17 protein-coding genes are annotated in these 16364 nt (G+C 64.7%); 9 read left to right on the top strand and 8 right to left on the bottom strand.

Annotated features, from left to right (window positions below):
• Positions 1–26 precede the first annotated feature (26 nt).
• The 3 genes from ACSVIE_RS00810 (at position 27) to ACSVIE_RS00820 (ending at position 4674) form a co-directional block, all read left to right on the top strand.
• Positions 27–1955, top strand: a complete 1929-nt coding sequence (locus ACSVIE_RS00810) for an FAD-binding monooxygenase (RefSeq protein ID WP_442422721.1) — start codon at positions 27–29, stop codon at positions 1953–1955.
• A 99-nt stretch (positions 1956–2054) separates the two neighbouring features.
• Positions 2055–3278: a glycoside hydrolase family 26 protein gene (locus ACSVIE_RS00815; protein ID WP_442422722.1), complete on the top strand. Its 1224-nt coding sequence runs from the start codon at positions 2055–2057 to the stop codon at positions 3276–3278.
• 124 nt (positions 3279–3402) lie between these two features.
• Entirely contained in the window at positions 3403–4674 is a 1272-nt protein-coding gene (locus ACSVIE_RS00820) for an MFS transporter (RefSeq protein WP_442422899.1), read from the top strand.
• Positions 4675–4684: 10 nt separating this feature from the next.
• Here ACSVIE_RS00820 and ACSVIE_RS00825 read toward each other — a convergent pair whose 3' ends face one another.
• The 5 genes from ACSVIE_RS00825 to ACSVIE_RS00845 all read right to left on the bottom strand — a co-directional run bounded on the left by ACSVIE_RS00825 (position 4685) and on the right by ACSVIE_RS00845 (position 8160).
• Positions 4685–5038 (bottom strand): TraR/DksA family transcriptional regulator, encoded by a 354-nt coding sequence (locus ACSVIE_RS00825; RefSeq protein WP_442422723.1) that lies wholly within the window; start codon positions 5036–5038, stop codon positions 4685–4687.
• A gap of 50 nt (positions 5039–5088) precedes the next feature.
• Entirely contained in the window at positions 5089–5715 is a 627-nt protein-coding gene (locus ACSVIE_RS00830) for a dihydrofolate reductase family protein (protein WP_442422724.1), read from the bottom strand.
• A gap of 37 nt (positions 5716–5752) precedes the next feature.
• Entirely contained in the window at positions 5753–6202 is a 450-nt protein-coding gene (locus ACSVIE_RS00835) for a nuclear transport factor 2 family protein (protein WP_426002515.1), read from the bottom strand.
• A gap of 99 nt (positions 6203–6301) precedes the next feature.
• Complete coding sequence (locus ACSVIE_RS00840) at positions 6302–7771, bottom strand: MFS transporter (RefSeq protein WP_442422725.1); 1470 nt, start codon at positions 7769–7771, stop codon at positions 6302–6304.
• A 53-nt stretch (positions 7772–7824) separates the two neighbouring features.
• The gene (locus tag ACSVIE_RS00845) at positions 7825–8160 is read right to left on the bottom strand and encodes a hypothetical protein (RefSeq protein ID WP_426002512.1); all 336 of its coding nucleotides are present in this window, start codon (positions 8158–8160) and stop codon (positions 7825–7827) included.
• A gap of 149 nt (positions 8161–8309) precedes the next feature.
• Between ACSVIE_RS00845 and ACSVIE_RS00850 the strand changes: the two genes are divergently transcribed.
• Together ACSVIE_RS00850 and ACSVIE_RS00855 are read left to right on the top strand one after the other, a co-directional pair.
• Positions 8310–9086, top strand: a complete 777-nt coding sequence (locus tag ACSVIE_RS00850; protein ID WP_442422726.1) for a histidine phosphatase family protein — start codon at positions 8310–8312, stop codon at positions 9084–9086.
• Positions 9064–9993: an NAD(P)H-hydrate dehydratase gene (locus tag ACSVIE_RS00855; RefSeq protein ID WP_442422727.1), complete on the top strand. Its 930-nt coding sequence runs from the start codon at positions 9064–9066 to the stop codon at positions 9991–9993. The genes ACSVIE_RS00850 and ACSVIE_RS00855 overlap by 23 nt, the downstream gene beginning before the upstream one ends.
• A gap of 27 nt (positions 9994–10020) precedes the next feature.
• On the opposite strand, the gene ACSVIE_RS00860 is transcribed toward ACSVIE_RS00855, so the two are convergent.
• A complete protein-coding gene (locus ACSVIE_RS00860; protein ID WP_426002507.1) occupies positions 10021–11163 on the bottom strand; it encodes an App1 family protein in 1143 nt (380 codons plus the stop codon).
• A gap of 106 nt (positions 11164–11269) precedes the next feature.
• Between ACSVIE_RS00860 and ligD the strand changes: the two genes are divergently transcribed.
• The 3 genes from ligD (at position 11270) to ACSVIE_RS00875 (ending at position 14083) form a co-directional block, all read left to right on the top strand.
• Positions 11270–12505, top strand: coding sequence for a non-homologous end-joining DNA ligase (gene ligD, locus ACSVIE_RS00865; protein ID WP_442422728.1), 1236 nt, complete (start codon positions 11270–11272; stop codon positions 12503–12505).
• A 97-nt stretch (positions 12506–12602) separates the two neighbouring features.
• Positions 12603–13070, top strand: coding sequence for a transporter substrate-binding domain-containing protein (locus ACSVIE_RS00870; protein ID WP_442422729.1), 468 nt, complete (start codon positions 12603–12605; stop codon positions 13068–13070).
• The gene (locus tag ACSVIE_RS00875) at positions 13067–14083 is read left to right on the top strand and encodes a cation transporter (RefSeq protein ID WP_442422730.1); all 1017 of its coding nucleotides are present in this window, start codon (positions 13067–13069) and stop codon (positions 14081–14083) included. The genes ACSVIE_RS00870 and ACSVIE_RS00875 overlap by 4 nt, the downstream gene beginning before the upstream one ends.
• 32 nt (positions 14084–14115) lie before the next feature.
• On the opposite strand, the gene ACSVIE_RS00880 is transcribed toward ACSVIE_RS00875, so the two are convergent.
• Positions 14116–15312 carry an NAD(P)/FAD-dependent oxidoreductase gene (locus ACSVIE_RS00880; RefSeq protein ID WP_426002501.1) on the bottom strand — a complete coding sequence of 399 codons (1197 nt, stop codon included), beginning with the start codon at positions 15310–15312 and terminating at the stop codon, positions 14116–14118.
• Between the two features lie 3 nt (positions 15313–15315).
• Positions 15316–15522 carry a DUF2945 domain-containing protein gene (locus ACSVIE_RS00885; protein WP_442422731.1) on the bottom strand — a complete coding sequence of 69 codons (207 nt, stop codon included), beginning with the start codon at positions 15520–15522 and terminating at the stop codon, positions 15316–15318.
• Between the two features lie 133 nt (positions 15523–15655).
• Between ACSVIE_RS00885 and ACSVIE_RS00890 the strand changes: the two genes are divergently transcribed.
• Positions 15656–16309 (top strand): DedA family protein, encoded by a 654-nt coding sequence (locus ACSVIE_RS00890; RefSeq protein WP_426002497.1) that lies wholly within the window; start codon positions 15656–15658, stop codon positions 16307–16309.
• The last annotated feature ends 55 nt before the right edge of the window (positions 16310–16364 follow it).

The following is a 16364-nucleotide window of genomic DNA, read 5'->3' on the forward strand; positions in this document are numbered from 1 at the left end:
TGCCCACAAAGAAGTGAGGAAAGCCCGTGCAGTTCCACCACCACGGTTATGTATCCGGTGACCCGCGAGTTGAGCCGGCAGCCGGTGTCGGCGTTGACCGCCCTGCCGACCTTCCGGACGAGGTTGACGTCCTCATCGTGGGCACCGGCCCGGCGGGTATGCTGACCGCGGCCCAGTTGGCCCAGTTCCCTGACATCACCACCCGGATCATTGAACGCAGGCCCGGCCGTTTGGCAATCGGGCAGGCCGACGGTATCCAGGCGCGGAGCGTGGAGACGTTCCAGGCCTTTGGTTTTGCCGAGCGGATCATTGCGGAGGCGTACCGGATCACTGAGATGGCGTTCTGGAAGCCGGACCCGGCGGACCACTCCAAGATCGTGCGCAGCGCCCGGGCCGTGGATGATCCTGCGGGCATCAGCGAGTTCCCACACCTGATCGTCAATCAGGCCCGCGTGCTGGACTATTTCGCCGAGTTCGCGGCCAACTCCCCCGCCCGGATCAAGCCCGACTACGGGTACGAGTTCAAAGGCTTGCAGGTCACTGGCGAGGGCGAGTACCCGGTCACGGTGACGCTGCTCCACACTGCCGGGCCGAACGAGGGCCAGGAGCGCGTGGTCCGGGCCAAGTACGTCGTCGGTGCTGATGGTGCAAGGAGCAAAGTCCGTGAATCCATTGGCTGCCACCTCGCCGGCGACCAGGCCAACCATGCCTGGGGCGTCATGGACGTGCTCGCGGTCACGGATTTCCCGGACATCCGGACCAAGTGCGCCATCCAGTCAGGTTCCGGTGGCAGCATCCTGCTGATCCCCCGCGAGGGCGGGCACCTGTTCCGCATGTACGTGGACCTGGGGGAAGTCGCCGCCGACGATCACGGTGCGGTTCGTAAGACGACGATTGAGCAGATCATCGCCAAGGCCAATGACATCCTCCACCCCTACACCTTGGATGTCCGCAACGTGGCATGGCACAGCGTGTACGAAGTGGGCCACCGCCTGACGGACAGGTTCGACGACGTCCTGCCGGACGAGCGCGGCACGCGCACCCCGCGGGTGTTCATCACCGGCGATGCCTGCCACACCCACTCCGCCAAGGCCGGGCAGGGCATGAACGTGTCCATGCAGGACGGGTTCAACATCGGCTGGAAGCTCGGCCACGTCCTGGAGGGCCGGTCCCCGGAATCATTGCTGGATACCTACTCCGCTGAACGCCAGGTGGTGGCCAAGAACCTGATCGACTTCGATAAGGAATGGTCCTCCCTCATGGCCAAGAAGCCCGAGGAATTCAAGGACCCCACCGAACTGGAGACCTTCTACACCAGCACCGCGGAGTTCCCTGCCGGTTTCATGACCCAGTACGCACCCTCCATGCTGGTCGCCGAGGCCAAGTACCAGGATCTCGCCACCGGCTTCCCCGTAGGCAAGCGCTTCAAGTCCGCGCACGTGCAACGGGTCTGCGATACCAACCCGATGCACCTGGGCCACCACGCCAAAGCCGACGGCCGCTGGCGGATCTACGTCTTCGCCGACGCCAACCCCGCAGGTGCCCCCGGTGCCGTGGCGGACCTGGCCCAGTGGCTCGAAACCGCACCCGAGTCCCCGCTGGCGGCCACGCCGTCGAACCTTGACCGCGACGCCTGGTTCGACATCAAAGTGATCTACCAGCAGGACCACACCGGCGTGGACATCAACGCCGTCCCCGCGGTGTTCAAACCCACCGTCGGACCCTTCAAACTCACCTACCTGGAAAAGGTCTTCGGCACCGACCCCGCGAACGACATCTTCGAGGCCCGCGGCCTCAGCCGCGACGGCGCCATCGTCGTCGTCCGCCCCGACCAGTACGTCGCCAACGTCCTGCCCCTGACCGCGACGGCCGAGCTCGCCGAATTCTTCTCGGCACTCAGCCCGGCCCACAGGCCTGCCGCGGACATCTCCACGGACCAGCTGAGCCACGCTTAGGCGCAGGAAACGCAACGGGAACCCGGCCGGTCCCTTCACGGGGCCGGCCGGGCGGTTTGTGACAAGACCCCGGCACACCACATTGCTACATTGGGGGGCATGCGATCTGCCGGGGGAAGTTCAGGAAAAACGTACGGACGGGCTGTGCAAGGCGTGGCTCTTGCCCACACCCTGCTGCTGGCAGGGACAGTGCTCACCGGCTGCAGTTCACCCCAAAGCCCTGAGGCAGTCCCTACGGGTCCCCCGTGTGTTGTTGCAACGGATCTTGTCCCGGCGACGGGCGTGCTCTCCGGTGTGAACCTCGACTGGCAAAACGGCACCGTTGCCGAGTACGCCTCCAGGCTTGGACGACGCCCCGCCGTCGTGGTCTACTCAACAGCCTTCCCGCTGCCGGAGGACGGCAAACAGAACGTTGATGCCGCCGTCGGGCAGATCAAAGCCAACGGCGGCATCCTGCTGCTGACGCTCGAACCGCATGACGGCCTGGACGCCGTCACCCCCGGCAAGGCCGAAGAACTGGCGCGGCAACTGGCTGGTTACAACAACGCCGGGGTCCCCGTAGTGGTGCGGTTTGGCCAGGAAATGAACGGTGGCTGGTTTCCATGGGGCCAGCAACCCGCCGCCTACATTGCGGCCTTCCGGACTGTCGCCGATGCCGTGCACAGGATCGCACCCGGAAGCGACATGATGTGGGCACCCAACTATGGCGGCGGCTATCCGTTCGACGGCGGCCAGTACCGGGCCAAAGCCGGCACGGTCGACGCGGGTTCCCTCGATACCGACGGCGACGGCGCAGTGACCGCGGCGGACGATCCGTACCGGCCCTATTACCCGGGAGACGACGCCGTGGACTGGGTGGGCATGTCTCTTTACCACTGGGGAACCACGTACCTTTCCGGCACCAACGTCGTCCCTGAAGAGGGCAAATTCCTGCAGCAACTCACCGGCACCTACAACGGCGTCGGCGGCGACGAACGGAATGTTCCCGACTTCTACGCCGACTACGGCACGGCACGCAACATGCCGGTGGCCATTCCGGAAACCGCGGCACTCAGCATCCCATCGCGAGGTGGCGACGACGAACTCGCCATCAAGCAGGCGTGGTGGCGGCAACTCTTCGATCCCGCCATCCCCCGCGACTACCCTGCCCTGAAGATGGTCAACTGGTTCGAGTGGGAAAAACTCGAGGTCGACCTGGACGTCAAGGCCGAAGTCAACTGGACGGTAGCCAAGGAAGACACGGTACGCGACGCATATATCGCCGACCTTCCCGAATGGTTCACTTCCGCTGCGGAGCCACAGGCCTGCACGCCGGTCGGCTGAAGCCCACAGGCTGCCGGCTGCAGGGCCAACCGTAAGGGAATGGCTATGTGTCCCTATGGAAAAGGCGCGCCGCCAGCGCGAGAATGACTGGGTGGACCGTCCTTCCGCAGGTGCCGGTGACACCCTGAATGATGCCGCCAAAAAGATCCAGCGCGTGTACCTCACGTTGACTCTGGGGAACACCCTGGCGGCGTCCTTCATCTGGGGAATCAACACCCTGTTCCTTCTGGACGCGGGGCTGAGCAACCTTGAAGCATTCGCTGCGAACGCATTTTTCACGGCAGGCATGGTGCTGTTCGAAGTTCCCACCGGAGTTATCGCCGACGGCTGGGGACGGCGCACTTCGTTCCTCCTGGGCACCATTACCCTGGCCGTATCCACTTATCTCTATTACGTGCTCTGGCAGATATCGGCGCCATTTTGGATGTGGGCCGTTGTTTCCGTGCTGTTGGGATTGGGCTTCACGTTCTTCTCCGGAGCTGTCGAGGCCTGGCTGGTGGACGCCCTGCGGTATTCGGGCTATGAGGGAGGCCTGGAGGGCGTCCTCGGCCGCGGCCAAATGGTCCAGGGGGTGGCCATGCTGTTCGGTTCCGTGGCGGGCGGCGTGATCGCGCAGGCCACCGACTTGGGCCTGCCCTTCCTGGTGCGGGTTGCGGTTCTGGGCGCCATGTTCGCGGTCGCCTTTGCCTTAATGCACGACGTCGGGTTCTCGCCTGAGCGCTCCACGCATCCATTACGGGCCACACGGGCCGTCCTGTCGGCGTCGATCGACAACGGCTTGAGGAATCCGCCGGTACGGTACGTCATGCTCGCCGCTCCGTTCAGCGCCGGCGTCGGCTTCTATGTCTTCTACGCCCTGCAGCCGTACCTCCTGGACTTGTTTGGCGACCCAAAAGCGTATTCCGTCGCAGGACTCGCCGCCGCCATCGTGGCCGGTTCCCAGATTGTCGGGGGTTGGCTGGCGCCGCACGCGCGGAAGCTGTTCCACCGCCGAACCTCGGTACTGCTCGTGGCCGGAGGGCTCGGCGGCGCCATCCTGCTGGTCCTCGGTTTCACCCGTATCTTCTGGGTCGCCCTCGCCCTCCTGGCCGTATGGGCGATCGTGGGGGCCGCGGCCATGCCCGTCCGGCAGGCTTACGTGAACGACATGATTCCCTCAAAACAGCGCGCGACTGTTCTCAGCTTTGACTCGCTGATCGGATCCAGCGGCGGCGTTGTGGTCCAACCCGCACTGGGCCGGGGTGCGGATCTCTACGGATACCCGGCGTCGCTGGCCATGGCGGGAGTGATCGAAATGATGGCGTTGCCCTTCCTTGTTGCCAGCCGGCGCCAAGGAGCCGCCGCCGATCAGGCCAGCACGGAATCAGCGGCGTCGGGGGAAGAATCGCTGGCCTGACTGCGTTCCATCAGGGCATCCCGGATGCATGGTTCACGCAGTACGGAGTCCACGGCCTGGCCTCCAGCCGGCCTTCGGGTATCTCCGCCCCGCAGACCGCGCATACGCCGTAGGTTCCCGCCACGATGCGGTCCAGTGCGGCTTCGATCTGCGCCAATCCTGCACGGCTCTGTTCGCGGAGCGTCCGTGCCTGGGACAGCTCAAAGGCGATGGTGCTGCCTTCGGGGTCGTGTTCGTCGTCCACATTGGAGTCCTGCCGGGCAAGGTTCACCGAGGTGATGTCCTTGCCCAGCGCGCGGATCAAGGCTTCCTTGCGGTCCCGCTCCTCCGCCAGAAGGGAACGGAACTTCCCGATATCACGCATGCTCACGGCTCCTGGTCAGGCTTTCGGCGCCATCATATGGCCGGTTCTGCCTATCTTCCACTCCGCTGCATGTCTTCGGGACCGCGGATGACCCGCGGGACGTACTCCAGAAGCTGGGACCGACCATCAAAGGTCCGGCTTTCCACCAGGTCGAGGGCAACGTCCGGGTACCCGTCGAAAATCCGTTCGCTGCCGGTCCGGCCCGTAATCACAGGGAAGATCACCAGGCGATACCTGTCCACCAGCCCGGCGGTCAGAAGCGAGCGGCACAGTCTGAGGCTGCCCAGGGTGCCCAGTGTGCCCGTCCTTGTCTCCTTCAGCTTCCGCACCGCCTCCACGGCATCGCCCCTGACGAGTTTAGTGTTGGGCCAGGCCAACGGTTCCGTGAGCGTTGACGAGAAGACGATCTTGGGCATGTCCTCCAATCCTCCCAGGCTGGCGCCTTCTTCATCGGAGAACCCGGAGCCCTCCGCGGAGGCCTGCCGGGACAGGCTGGACATCACCCGGTAGGTGTTGGCGCCCATGAGGGTGGTGAGGTCCTTCTTGCCTTCCTCCTCCAGCCAGGCCAGGTACTCCGGACCTTCCAATCCCCACCATCCGGGCCATCCCTCACCGGATGCATAGCCATCCAGGGAAATAATCAAGTCGATCATCAACTGCGCGGGTGAGCCCATCATTCACTCCTTCTGTGACGCTGGATTGGCCTGCTTCCCGTCATGCCTTTTCCACCCAGGAAGCACGCCAGTCGGGAGCTTCGAAAGGTTCGCTCCAGTAGGCCGTTTCCCGGGCGATCCGGCCATCCCGGAACTCGAAAATAAACACCGTCTCGTACCGTGGGCCGCCGTAGTCCAGCGTCGCCTCGGCCACCACCAGGTCCCCGTCACCGAGCATTCGGCGTGGAGTGATGTCGGGCAGTTGGGGAAAGGCGCTGTAGATGGCCCGCCGGTTCGCAGCCCCGTGGACTGTTTCTCCGGACTGGGGCCAGTGCATCACGGCATCGTCATGGAACAGCTCGTCCATGACCTCGATGCGGCGTTCATTGATGCATTGGATCAGCCGGTTCACGACGTCCTGGTTCTCCGACACTTCAGCCATGGCCTGGACCTGTTCCGCAGAGGTGGATTGGTACCTGGCATTGTCCTCCACGGCACGCGAAACTTCCACGCCTGCCGGGCGGCATATTCCTGCCGCACCCGGTCCACACGGGAGCGCCACAACAGAGGGGCAAAGTACCGGCTTCACATGCCCGCTCCGGGGCGATACTCAGGCCTGGTTTTCCCCGCTTTTTTCGGCATAGGAGGCCGAGACCCGCCGGTAGACCGGCGTCAGGAACGCCAACAAGGCTGCGACGATCAGGATGACGCCGGCTATCAGGAAGACCAGGGCAATTCCCCGTGACGTCCCTTCGCCCAGCAGCGGTTCCAGTTGGGCGGCCCCTTCACTGGACCGCGCATAGGGAATGATCCAAACCTGGGCTACGGGGGCAATCAGGAAGGCGGTGATCGGAGCCGCCGCCGACTCGAAGGCCATGGCGAAGCCGAACACCCTTCCCTGCCTGTTCAGCGGAACCACCTGCTGGATGACCGTCTGTTCAGCGGCCTCCACTACAGGCACCAGGCACAGGTAGAGCCAGATCCCCAGGACGTAAAGCCACGCCCATTCCCGCAGTGTGAAGACCGCCCCCAGCAAGCCCATCAGGACCACAGCGATCAACATGGTCCTGAGCGGGTTGGAGCCGAGGCCGAACTTGCCAATAAGCGCCCCGCCCACAATGAACCCGGTAGCGCCCACGGCAAAGAAGGTTCCCCACAGTTCGACGGGGAACATTTCCAAACCGTAGGGGTCCATCAGTGCCATGTAGACACCGCCGACAAAGTTGTTGAACGTCGAAAACAGGATCAACGCGAACAGCCCGGAGATGGCCAGCACCGCAGCGAAGGACCCACGAAGGTCGAAAGCTCCATGGGCGTCGCCGGCAGCCGCACGGACTTCCTCCGGCATGCGGAGCGTGAGCAGGTGGAGGAAGGCGGCAGCGGTCAGCACGAGGGAAACAACAATCGTCCAGCCCATCCCCAGCAGCCCTACGGACAGTCCGGACAGCACCGAGGTCACCACGAACATCAGGCCCTGCACCATCCCGACCATGCCGTTGGCATTCGCTCGCCGCTCGGGTTCGATGAGGATCGTCACCGTGGTGGACAGTGCGATGTTCCGCATGTTTTCCACCACGGCACCCACCAGGATGATCACGGTGAACAGCCAGAACCACGGCTGGGTGAGGTCCAGGAGCGAAGCTACAGGAGTCACCAGGAACATCACGCCGGAAATGACGAACATGACCAGCGTGAAGCAGGCGGCGAACCGCATCACGGCGAGTTTCCGGTAGCGGTCAACAAAGGTGCCGAAGCTGATGCTGGACAGGGCGATCAGCAGCATATACGCGCCGCCCACTACACCCGTGGCAATCACGTTCCTGGTTTCCAGATACACCCAAAAAGTCAGTGCGAACCAGAGGAAGCTGGTGGTGATGTTGGCGGCCGCCGTGTTGACCAGAATGGCTGCGAACGTACGGGACCTTTGCTGCGGGGTACGTAGGGAAGTATCGACGGCGGCAGGATCGGCCAGGTGGACACCATCACCTTCCGGGGCAGTCGCTGATGCGACGCCTCCGTCCTCGTCGGACAGAGCATTATCCGTGGAGGCGCCGGAGTGGGCCGGTTCCTGCTGGGTCATGGGTCCCAGTGTAATGACAGGCCAGGGAACGGTCACTGCCCCACAGCAAAACGCTAGGCCGGGCAGGCATCCTTCAGGGCCTGGACCGATTCCGCCGGAACCTCGTCGCCGGCCTTGGCAATATTGTCCAAGGCCGTGGTGATGTCGCTGGGAACCCCCGCGGTCCGGGCGGCCTCCACAAGGCCTCCCAGGATCCTCTTGTCTTCCACACTTACCAAGCCATCCTGCACTACGGCACAGATCTGGCGGGTCACCTCATCCGCTGCCGCGGTGGCCACCTTCGAGGCGGCCTCACTGGCAGCGTTTCCGGCGGCTTCCTCCACGGCACCGCAACCGGTCATCAAGATCAACAGCGGGACGGCGGACAGGGCTGCAAGACGGCGCTTCATGGTTCAAAGCCTAGCAATCCCACGCCTCCGACGTTTATCCACGGGCCGCCATGGGTATGCAGTTGATAGTGTGCCCCCATCCGGTGCCCGCCGTGGGGCCCTGGCCGGGCCGCCACCGGACCCGGAAGCCACAGGACAGGAGGACTCTTTTGAACACCGACGGACTTAAAGCCGCTGCCCAGGAAGCCGGCGCCGTGGATCTTCTGCTGATCCGGCACGGCGAGAGTGAGGGCAACGTCGCCGCGACCCAGGCCCGGCTGGCCGGGGCGGAAGTCATTCAGGTACCCGCCCGCGACGCCGACGTGAACCTCTCCGGAACCGGCGAAGAACAGGCCCGGGCCCTGGGGTCGGCCCTTGCCCGGATCGCGGAAGAGTTCCGTCCGGACGCCGTAGTCTCCTCGCCCTACGCCCGGGCGAGGCAAACAGCGGAGATCGCCGTGGGCGAGGCAGGTTGGCCCGTGAAGGTCCGGACGGATGAGCGGCTGCGCGACCGCGAACTCGGCATCCTTGACCGGTTGACCCGGCTGGGCGTGGAAAAGCGCTACCCCGACGAAGCCGAACGGCGGCTGTGGCTCGGCAAACTCTACTACCGCCCGCCGGGCGGTGAATCGTGGGCGGACGTTGCCCTCAGGCTGCGCTCCGTCCTGGCCGAACTCAACAACCTGGGGTCGGGTCACCGCGTGATGGTGGTATGCCACGACGCTGTGATCCTCCTCTTCCGGTACATCCTCGAAGGCATGACCGAGAAGGAGGTCCTCGACCTCGCCGCCGGAACGTCGGTCCTGAACGCTTCCATCACCCGCTATGTCAGGCCCTCCGGAGCCGGCCCCTGGACCCTGGAAAGCTTCAACGTGGCCGATCACCTGGCCGAACAGGGCGTGGCCATCACCGAACACGCAGGAGATGCCAGTGTCCACCCCCAGTAGACGTCCCGACCCCACTCCCGTGACCCCATCGCTCCTGCGCGACTGGCCCCTGCCCGCGCCGGGCGAAGACAAGTACTCCCGCGGCGCCGTCCTGGTGATCGGCGGGGCACGCGCCACACCAGGTGCCGCCATCCTGGCCGGAACCGCCGCCCTCCGGGCCGGGGCAGGCAAGATCACCCTCGCTGTGGCCGACTCCGTTGCGCCGCACGTAGGCGTGGCCCTGCCCGAATGCGGCGCACCGGGGCTGCCCGAAAATGCCAACGGTTCGGTGACCGGGGAGGGCCTTGACCGGATTGCCTCCTACCTCGAACGTTCCGATGCGGTCCTGATCGGACCTGGACTCGACGATCCGGCGCTCGCCGTCACTCTGCTGCGCCGGCTGCTGGAACGGGAGGATGCGTCCGGGCGTGGTGGCCCCGAGGCGGGGCCCGCCGTCGTCATCGACGCCTACGCACTAGGCGCCCTGCTGGAGCTGGAAAACCTTCTTGAGCCCTGGCGTGGGCGCATGATCCTCACGCCCAATCCGGCGGAAGCAGGGATCCTGCTGGGCCGTGACGTGCAGGAACTGGAAAGGGACGTCGCCGACATTGCCAGGCGCTTCGACGCCGTGGTCAGTTGCCAGGGCGTCATGGCCCGGCCTTCAGGCCAAGGTGGCGAAGAAGCCGGACTGTGGAAAATCACCACGGGCTACGGCGGCTTGGGAACATCAGGCAGCGGTGATGTGCTGGCAGGAGCCATCGCCGGCCTCCGGGCCCGCGGCACAACCGCTGCGCAGGCGGTCTGCTGGGGGACGCATCTGCATGCCGCGGCCGCGGACAGGCTGGCAAGCACCATGGGCCCCCTGGGCTTCCTGGCCCGTGAAATCGCGGACCAACTGCCCGCGCTCATGGTCGAACTCAACACCTGAACCACCCGGATCACCCGGAGTTGGTGATCAGTTGGGCTCCTCCGGTGCCTCAGCCACTCGCTGGTCATTGTGGATGATGCCCAACTGTTCCAGGCGGGCTGACATGCCTGCGCCGTCCGGAGCATAGATCCACGGGATGCCGGGCAGGGGCTGGCCCTCGGACTTGGAGCGGCCACCGGCCAGGACGGCCTCCCCCACCGACAATTGGCGGATGGCGATCGCCCGCACTTTGTCCGGATGGTGCTGGGCGAACTCGGAATAGATGGCCTCGTCGTGCTGGCCGTCGTCTCCCACCAGCAACCATTTGATCCCCGGGAAGTCCTCAGCCAGGCGTTCCAAGGACGAACGCTTGTGCTCCCGGCCGCTGCGGAACCAGCGATCCGGGGTCGGCCCCCAATCAGTCAGCAGTTTGGGGCCCGCCGGATACAGGTTGCGGGACAGGAAACGTGCCAGCGTCGGCGCTACATTCCAGGCGCCTGTGGACAGGTACAGCACCGGCGCGGACGGCACAGTGCGCACGATCCGCTCGTACAGGACTGCCATGCCAGGTGTCGGGGTACGGGCATGCTCATTCAGGACGAACGTGTTCCACGCCGCCAGGAACGGCCGGGGCAATGCCGTGACCATCACCGTGTCATCAATGTCGGACACGACCCCGAAATCCGTATCATCGGCCACGATCTGGACCGGTGCCTCCACCACGGAATCGCCCGAACCCAGGGTGATCATGTGCCAACCCGGTTCCAGCGCCGCAGGAATCCGGGCGTCCACCACTCCGCCACGGTCGGCGCGGACCTCAAAATCCGTGCCCGCAACCGTAACCCGCACCGAAGCGTGGGGAACCGGCGCATTGGTGAAATTCCGCCACCCACGCATGCCCTCATGAAGCGGCTTCAACGGCCCCTCGTTGGTGGGGCCGGACGTTTCAGCGACATCGCGGGGGTCACCCAGCACGATCCGCGCCAACACCCGCACCCAGGACGTACTGCCGTAGCCGGTGTACGGGATCACCGTCTGCACCCGGCCACGCCTCAACGCAAGCCTGGTCTGGAGACCCAGCCACGCGTCGTCGAGCCTTAACGCCAGATGCCGGCGCTTGGCGGCAGACGCCTCGCGCTGGCCGGTGGGGTCGCTGCCGGATTGGTCACGGGGGTTCAGTTCGGGACACATGCGTCCAGTCTGGCACGCCAGGGCCGGCTCAGCGTGTTCATCCTCCAGCCCGGGCGAGGCAGTGGCCGGTCTGGAAGCGACGGGGGTTCATTGCTAGCGTGTGCGCATGAGCCCGTCGAAGACTCCCCCAGAGATCCTTGACATCGAGGGAACCGAAGTCAGCATCTCGAGCCCGGACAAAATCGTGTTTCCCGACGCCGGCATCACCAAACTCGACCTCGTCAGGTACTACCTCGCCATATCCGACGGTGCCCTCCGCGGCGCAGGGGGCCGCCCCATGGTCCTGAAACGCTTCCCCAAGGGAATCGACGCCGAACCCTTTTTCCAGAAACGCGTGCCCGAAAACCATCCCCCGTACATTGAAACAGCCACGCTGCGGTACGCCTCCGGAACCTCCGCCGAAGAAGCCGTGATCCGCGACGCGGCCGGCCTGGCCTGGGTGGTCAACCTGGGGTGCCTCGACCTCAACCCGCATCCTGTCCGCGCAGAAGACCTCGACCATCCCGACGAACTGCGCATCGACCTCGACCCCATGCCCGGCGTGGACTGGGCCCAGATCATCGATGTCGCCTACGTGGCGCGCGAAGTGCTGGACGACATGGGGCTGGTGGGCTGGCCGAAGACCAGCGGGTCCCGCGGACTCCACATCCTGGTGCGGATCGCCCCCCGGTGGAGTTACCGCGAGCTCAGGCTGGCAGCGGAGACCTTGGCGCGGGAAGTGGAAAACCGGGCACCCGGCCTGGCAACGGCCAAGTGGTGGAAGGAAGAGCGCGGCGAAAGCGTGTTCGTGGACTTCAACCAAAACGCCAAGGACCGGACCGTGGCCTCCGCCTACTCCGTACGCCCCCGGCCTGATGCCCGCGTATCCACTCCCCTGGCCTGGAGCGAAGTCGCCACCGCCCGTCCCGAACAGTTCACTGTCGCCACCGTACCCCTGCGCTTCGCAGAACAGGGCGATCCCCACCAGGCCATTGACGACCACCCCGGCTCACTCGACAACCTCCTCGCCCTGGCAGCCGATATGGGACCGGCAGAGAAGGCGCCGCGTGCCGGTGACGGTTCCGGCCGCCGTCGATCCGTCATGCCCCTCATAGAAGTGGCACGGACCAAAACCAAACCCGAAGCGCTCGCAGCCCTTGAGGAATGGAAGGACATGCACTCCGGTGTGGTTTCCCACCTTCACCCGGCGGACGTCCTGGTGGACGGCATGCGCGGGTCGAGTTCCCTCTGGTACCGGGTGCGAGTGAACCTGCAGCACGTCCCGGAAGATGTGCGCCCGCCGCAGGAAGAACTGCTGGCCACCTACGATCCATGGGCCGGCAAGGAGTGGCCCGGCCGTTGACCTGAGAGTTCCCAGCCACCCCGCCACAAATGATAAGCAACCTGTCTATAGTGGGGACAGGAGCATCACGTGGAGGAAGGCGGAGACTATGCGTCGTATGGGAGCAGCATCGGCAGCGCTGGCTGCCCTTGTACTGTCGGGATGCGCCGGGACGATTCCGGCTGACCCTGACGGCACGCTGGACCGGGTGGAGAACGGCATCCTGCGGGTAGGCGCGAGCCCCAACGGGGAATGGGTCACGCTGTCCCCCTCCGGCCAGCCCCAAGGACGGGATGTGCAGCTGATCAGTGACTTCGCCGCACGCCTTGGCGCCCGCGTGGAGTGGAGCACAGGGACTGAACATATCCTGGCCGAACGGGTCGAAGAGGGAGAGTTGGATGTCATGATCGGCGGTCTCCGCAAGGACACCCCTTGGGAAAAGAACACAGGGTTGACCCGACCTTACGCCGAGTCCCTGGACACTCAAGGCAAGAAGCACCAGCACGTCATGCTGGTTCCCAAGGGCGAAAACGCGTTCCTGCTGAAACTGGACACGTTCCTGAAGGACGCAGGTGGTGCCCGGTGAAGGCCACCGACATCCGCGCCCGGCAGGCGTCACTGCGTTTCGGACACACCGAACTGCCTGCCGAGCAGCAGGCTGCGCTCCGCAGGGCCGTCCGGTACGAGTGGATCACCATAGCCTTCCTTGCCGTGTCCACCGGGATGATCTACCTGCTCCTGGGAAATTCACAGGCCATGAAGGCGGCATGGGTGGAAGACGTGCTCTCCTTCCTGCCTCCCTTGGCTTTCCTGGTGGCCGTGCGCGTGATCCGCAGACGTCCAAGCGCCGAACATCCTTACGGATACCACCGCGCCGTCGGCGTTGCCCACCTCGTGGCAGCCGTGGCGCTGGCTGTCATGGGCACCTTCCTGGTGGTGGACTCGGGCATCAGCCTGCTGACCGCCGAGCATCCGACCATCGGCGGGTTCGACTTCTTCGGGCAGACCATCTGGCTGGGCTGGGTCATGATCGTTGCCATGCTCCTCACTGCCGGACCACCGGTGTATCTGGGGCACGTGAAGATGAAACTGGCCAAAGCCCTCCACGACAAGGTCCTCTACGCCGATGCCGACATGAACAAGGCAGACTGGCAGACTGCCGTTGCCGCAGCAGCCGGCGTTGCCGGCATCGGCATCGGCTGGTGGTGGGCGGACGCAGTGGCCGCCTTGATCATCTCAGCCAGCATCCTGCGGGACGGCGTCCGCAACACGAAAGCCGCCATCACGGCCCTGATGGACAAAAGGGCGCGGACCTACGACGACACAGAACCGCACCCGCTGGGCGCCCTGGTGGACGGATACCTTGCGGGCCTGGACTGGGTGGAAGAGGCCAGGTCGCGCGTGCGGGACCAGGGGCATGTCTTCCATGTGGAGGCTTTTGTGGTCCCGGCCCACCGCATGCCCACCCTGGACATGCTGGAGGCTGCCCGGAAGGAGTGTTCCAGCCTCGACTGGAAGCTGAAGGACCTGGTGATCATCCCGGTACCTGACCTTCCCGCAGAATTGTTACCCGGTGTTCGCAGCGAAAGAACGGCCTGATACATGGGCCTGGAGCGTGGCCCAGCCGGCGCTTACAAACGCCCCTTGAGGATCATCTTCCAATAGAGCCGTGGAAACAGGTCACGGTCTATCCACCAGGAAAGCCGGCTCTCCTTCCAGGTGGGCACCTTCGGAATTGTGGGCATGGGCCGCAAACGGTCGTCGAACTCGGCGAAAACCACAGTATTGCGCGACACCGTGAAAGGGCAGACAGAGTATCCGTTGTACTTCCGGCCGGGCTCACGACCCTTCAGCACGGCCGACAGATTCCTTGCCAGCACGCTGGTTTGTTTCCGCAACGCGCCGCCGGCCTTGGAGTTGGTGGTGGCTGCCGCGTCCCCGAGTGCCCAGACGTCGGGATACCGCTGGTGGCGGAGCGTCCGCGTGTCCACCTCCACGAAGCCGCCGGCATCCCCGACCGCGGACAAGCCGGTTCCCCTGAGCCACCCGGGCGCCGATTGCGGAGGGACGGCATTGAGGACGTCATAGCCGAGGTCCTCTGTGGCGCCGGTGACAGTGTCCCGGATCGTCGCAGTCCGTCCAGCGGAATCGACCGCTACGAGTTCACTGTTGGTGCGAAGCTCGATGCCGTACTCCGCAATCTTCCGCTCCAGCTCCCGGTCCACCGCGGGTACCCCAAACACTGTGGGGTAGGGCTGTACCATCACCACCCTTATTTCACTGAGCACCCCTTGTTGCTTCCAGTAGTCGCAGGCCAGGTACATAGGTTTCTGGCTCGCGCCGGCGCACTTGACCGGCCCTGCGGGCATCGTGAACACGGCGGTCCCGGACCTCAGCGCGCTCAGGAGCGTCCAGGCTTTGGGTGCCAGCTCGAAGTCATAGTGGGAGGAGCCGTGGGGTGAGTGCACGGCCTCAGCAAGGCCAGGTACGGCGTCCCAACGGTATTCCAACCCAGGACAGACCACCAGGTGCCCATAGTCAACGGCGGACCCGGAACCGAGCGCCACGGAGCGCGATTCCGGATCAACGCCCGAAGCCCGGTCCCTGATCCACGTCACTCCCCGGGGGATCACGGACTGCTGGCTGCGGATGGCTTCCTGCGCCCGGGCGCGACCTCCGGCTATGTGGGAAAACAGAGGCTGGTAGAGATGGTGGTCCTTGGGCTCAATGAGGGCGATGTCCTTGACCCCGTACCGAGCCAGCCTGGCCGCCAGCGACACTCCGGCGTTGCCGCCGCCGATGATGACCACCTCATGACGGCGCGCCATGCGCTATTTCTTCTCCGTGAGCGCAGAGGCCTTGTGAGCCGCCCTGGCGCCCGTCTTCTCCGACTCCACTACGTACTGCGGCTCGTCCTCGCTGGCCCGGTGCGTGTTGCCGTCCAATTCAAAGTCGGTGGTCTTCTTCTCCACAATTTTTCCGTGGGTCTTGCCCTGAGAGGTGTTCCATTCGACTTTGGTGCCCTTGCTGAGTGCCATGACTGTCCTTCGTGTGGTGTCCGCTCACGTGCCACTCAATACTAAGCATGGTGATGAATTGGCGGTAGGCTCGTGGAACGCGGAGAGGTGGCTGCGGCACCCTCCCACAGCCGCACACGGAAGCAGGAAGCATTTGACCGCCATCGTCAGTACTGCCAGTCCAGCCGACGACCTCACGGGGCTGCTCGGCATTGCAGCCCAGGTGATCGAGGCCATGGGCGAATGGGGCGTGGGTTTCCTGACCTTCCTGGAAACGGTGTTTCCGCCGGTTCCAAGCGAGGCGATCCTTCCGTTGGCAGGCTTCCTGGCAAGCCAGGGAAGCCTGACCATGATTCTTGTCTTTGTCACCAGCACCCTGGGCGCCTACGCAGGTGCCTTGCTGCTGTACTGGCTTGGGTTCAAAGCAGGACTGGAGCGATCCATCCGACTGCTCTCCAAGCTGCCACTGGTCGACCGCGAAGACTTCGAGAAGGCCGCGGACTGGTTCGAACGCCACGGCAAGTCAGCGATCTTCTTTGGGCGGCTTCTGCCTGGCGTCCGTAGCCTCATCTCCTTGCCTGCGGGCGCAGAGCGAATGAACCTGATGACATTCAGCCTGTTTACCCTGGCCGGAACCAGCATTTGGAACGGCCTGTTAATCGGGCTGGGAGCACTGCTTGGCAAGCAGTACCACCTTGTTGACCAGTACTCGCGCTTCCTCAACTACGCAATCTACGCAGGCCTTGCCGGGTTCGTCGTGTGGCTGTTCGTACGGAGCCGCCGGAAGCGGAAGGAGCGCGCCGGGTAACGCAGAGCGGCCCGGCGGGACGCGTCCCGTTTGCGAAAGAAGAAGCACGACGGCG

This window comes from Paenarthrobacter sp. NCHU4564, assembly GCF_052156435.1.
In the GTDB taxonomy this organism is placed as follows: Bacteria; Actinomycetota; Actinomycetes; order Actinomycetales; family Micrococcaceae; genus Arthrobacter.

Coding starts and splice junctions, on each gene's coding strand:
- ACSVIE_RS00815 (WP_442422722.1), top strand. CDS start 2,055: ATGCGATCTGCCGGGGGAAGTTCAGGAAAAACGTACGGACGGGCTGTG.
- ACSVIE_RS00825 (WP_442422723.1), bottom strand. CDS start 5,038: ATGCGTGATATCGGGAAGTTCCGTTCCCTTCTGGCGGAGGAGCGGGAC.
- ACSVIE_RS00830 (WP_442422724.1), bottom strand. CDS start 5,715: ATGATGGGCTCACCCGCGCAGTTGATGATCGACTTGATTATTTCCCTG.
- ACSVIE_RS00840 (WP_442422725.1), bottom strand. CDS start 7,771: ATGACCCAGCAGGAACCGGCCCACTCCGGCGCCTCCACGGATAATGCT.
- ACSVIE_RS00845 (WP_426002512.1), bottom strand. CDS start 8,160: ATGAAGCGCCGTCTTGCAGCCCTGTCCGCCGTCCCGCTGTTGATCTTG.
- ACSVIE_RS00855 (WP_442422727.1), top strand. CDS start 9,064: ATGCCAGTGTCCACCCCCAGTAGACGTCCCGACCCCACTCCCGTGACC.
- ACSVIE_RS00860 (WP_426002507.1), bottom strand. CDS start 11,163: ATGTGTCCCGAACTGAACCCCCGTGACCAATCCGGCAGCGACCCCACC.
- ligD (WP_442422728.1), top strand. CDS start 11,270: ATGAGCCCGTCGAAGACTCCCCCAGAGATCCTTGACATCGAGGGAACC.
- ACSVIE_RS00870 (WP_442422729.1), top strand. CDS start 12,603: ATGGGAGCAGCATCGGCAGCGCTGGCTGCCCTTGTACTGTCGGGATGC.
- ACSVIE_RS00880 (WP_426002501.1), bottom strand. CDS start 15,312: ATGGCGCGCCGTCATGAGGTGGTCATCATCGGCGGCGGCAACGCCGGA.
- ACSVIE_RS00885 (WP_442422731.1), bottom strand. CDS start 15,522: ATGGCACTCAGCAAGGGCACCAAAGTCGAATGGAACACCTCTCAGGGC.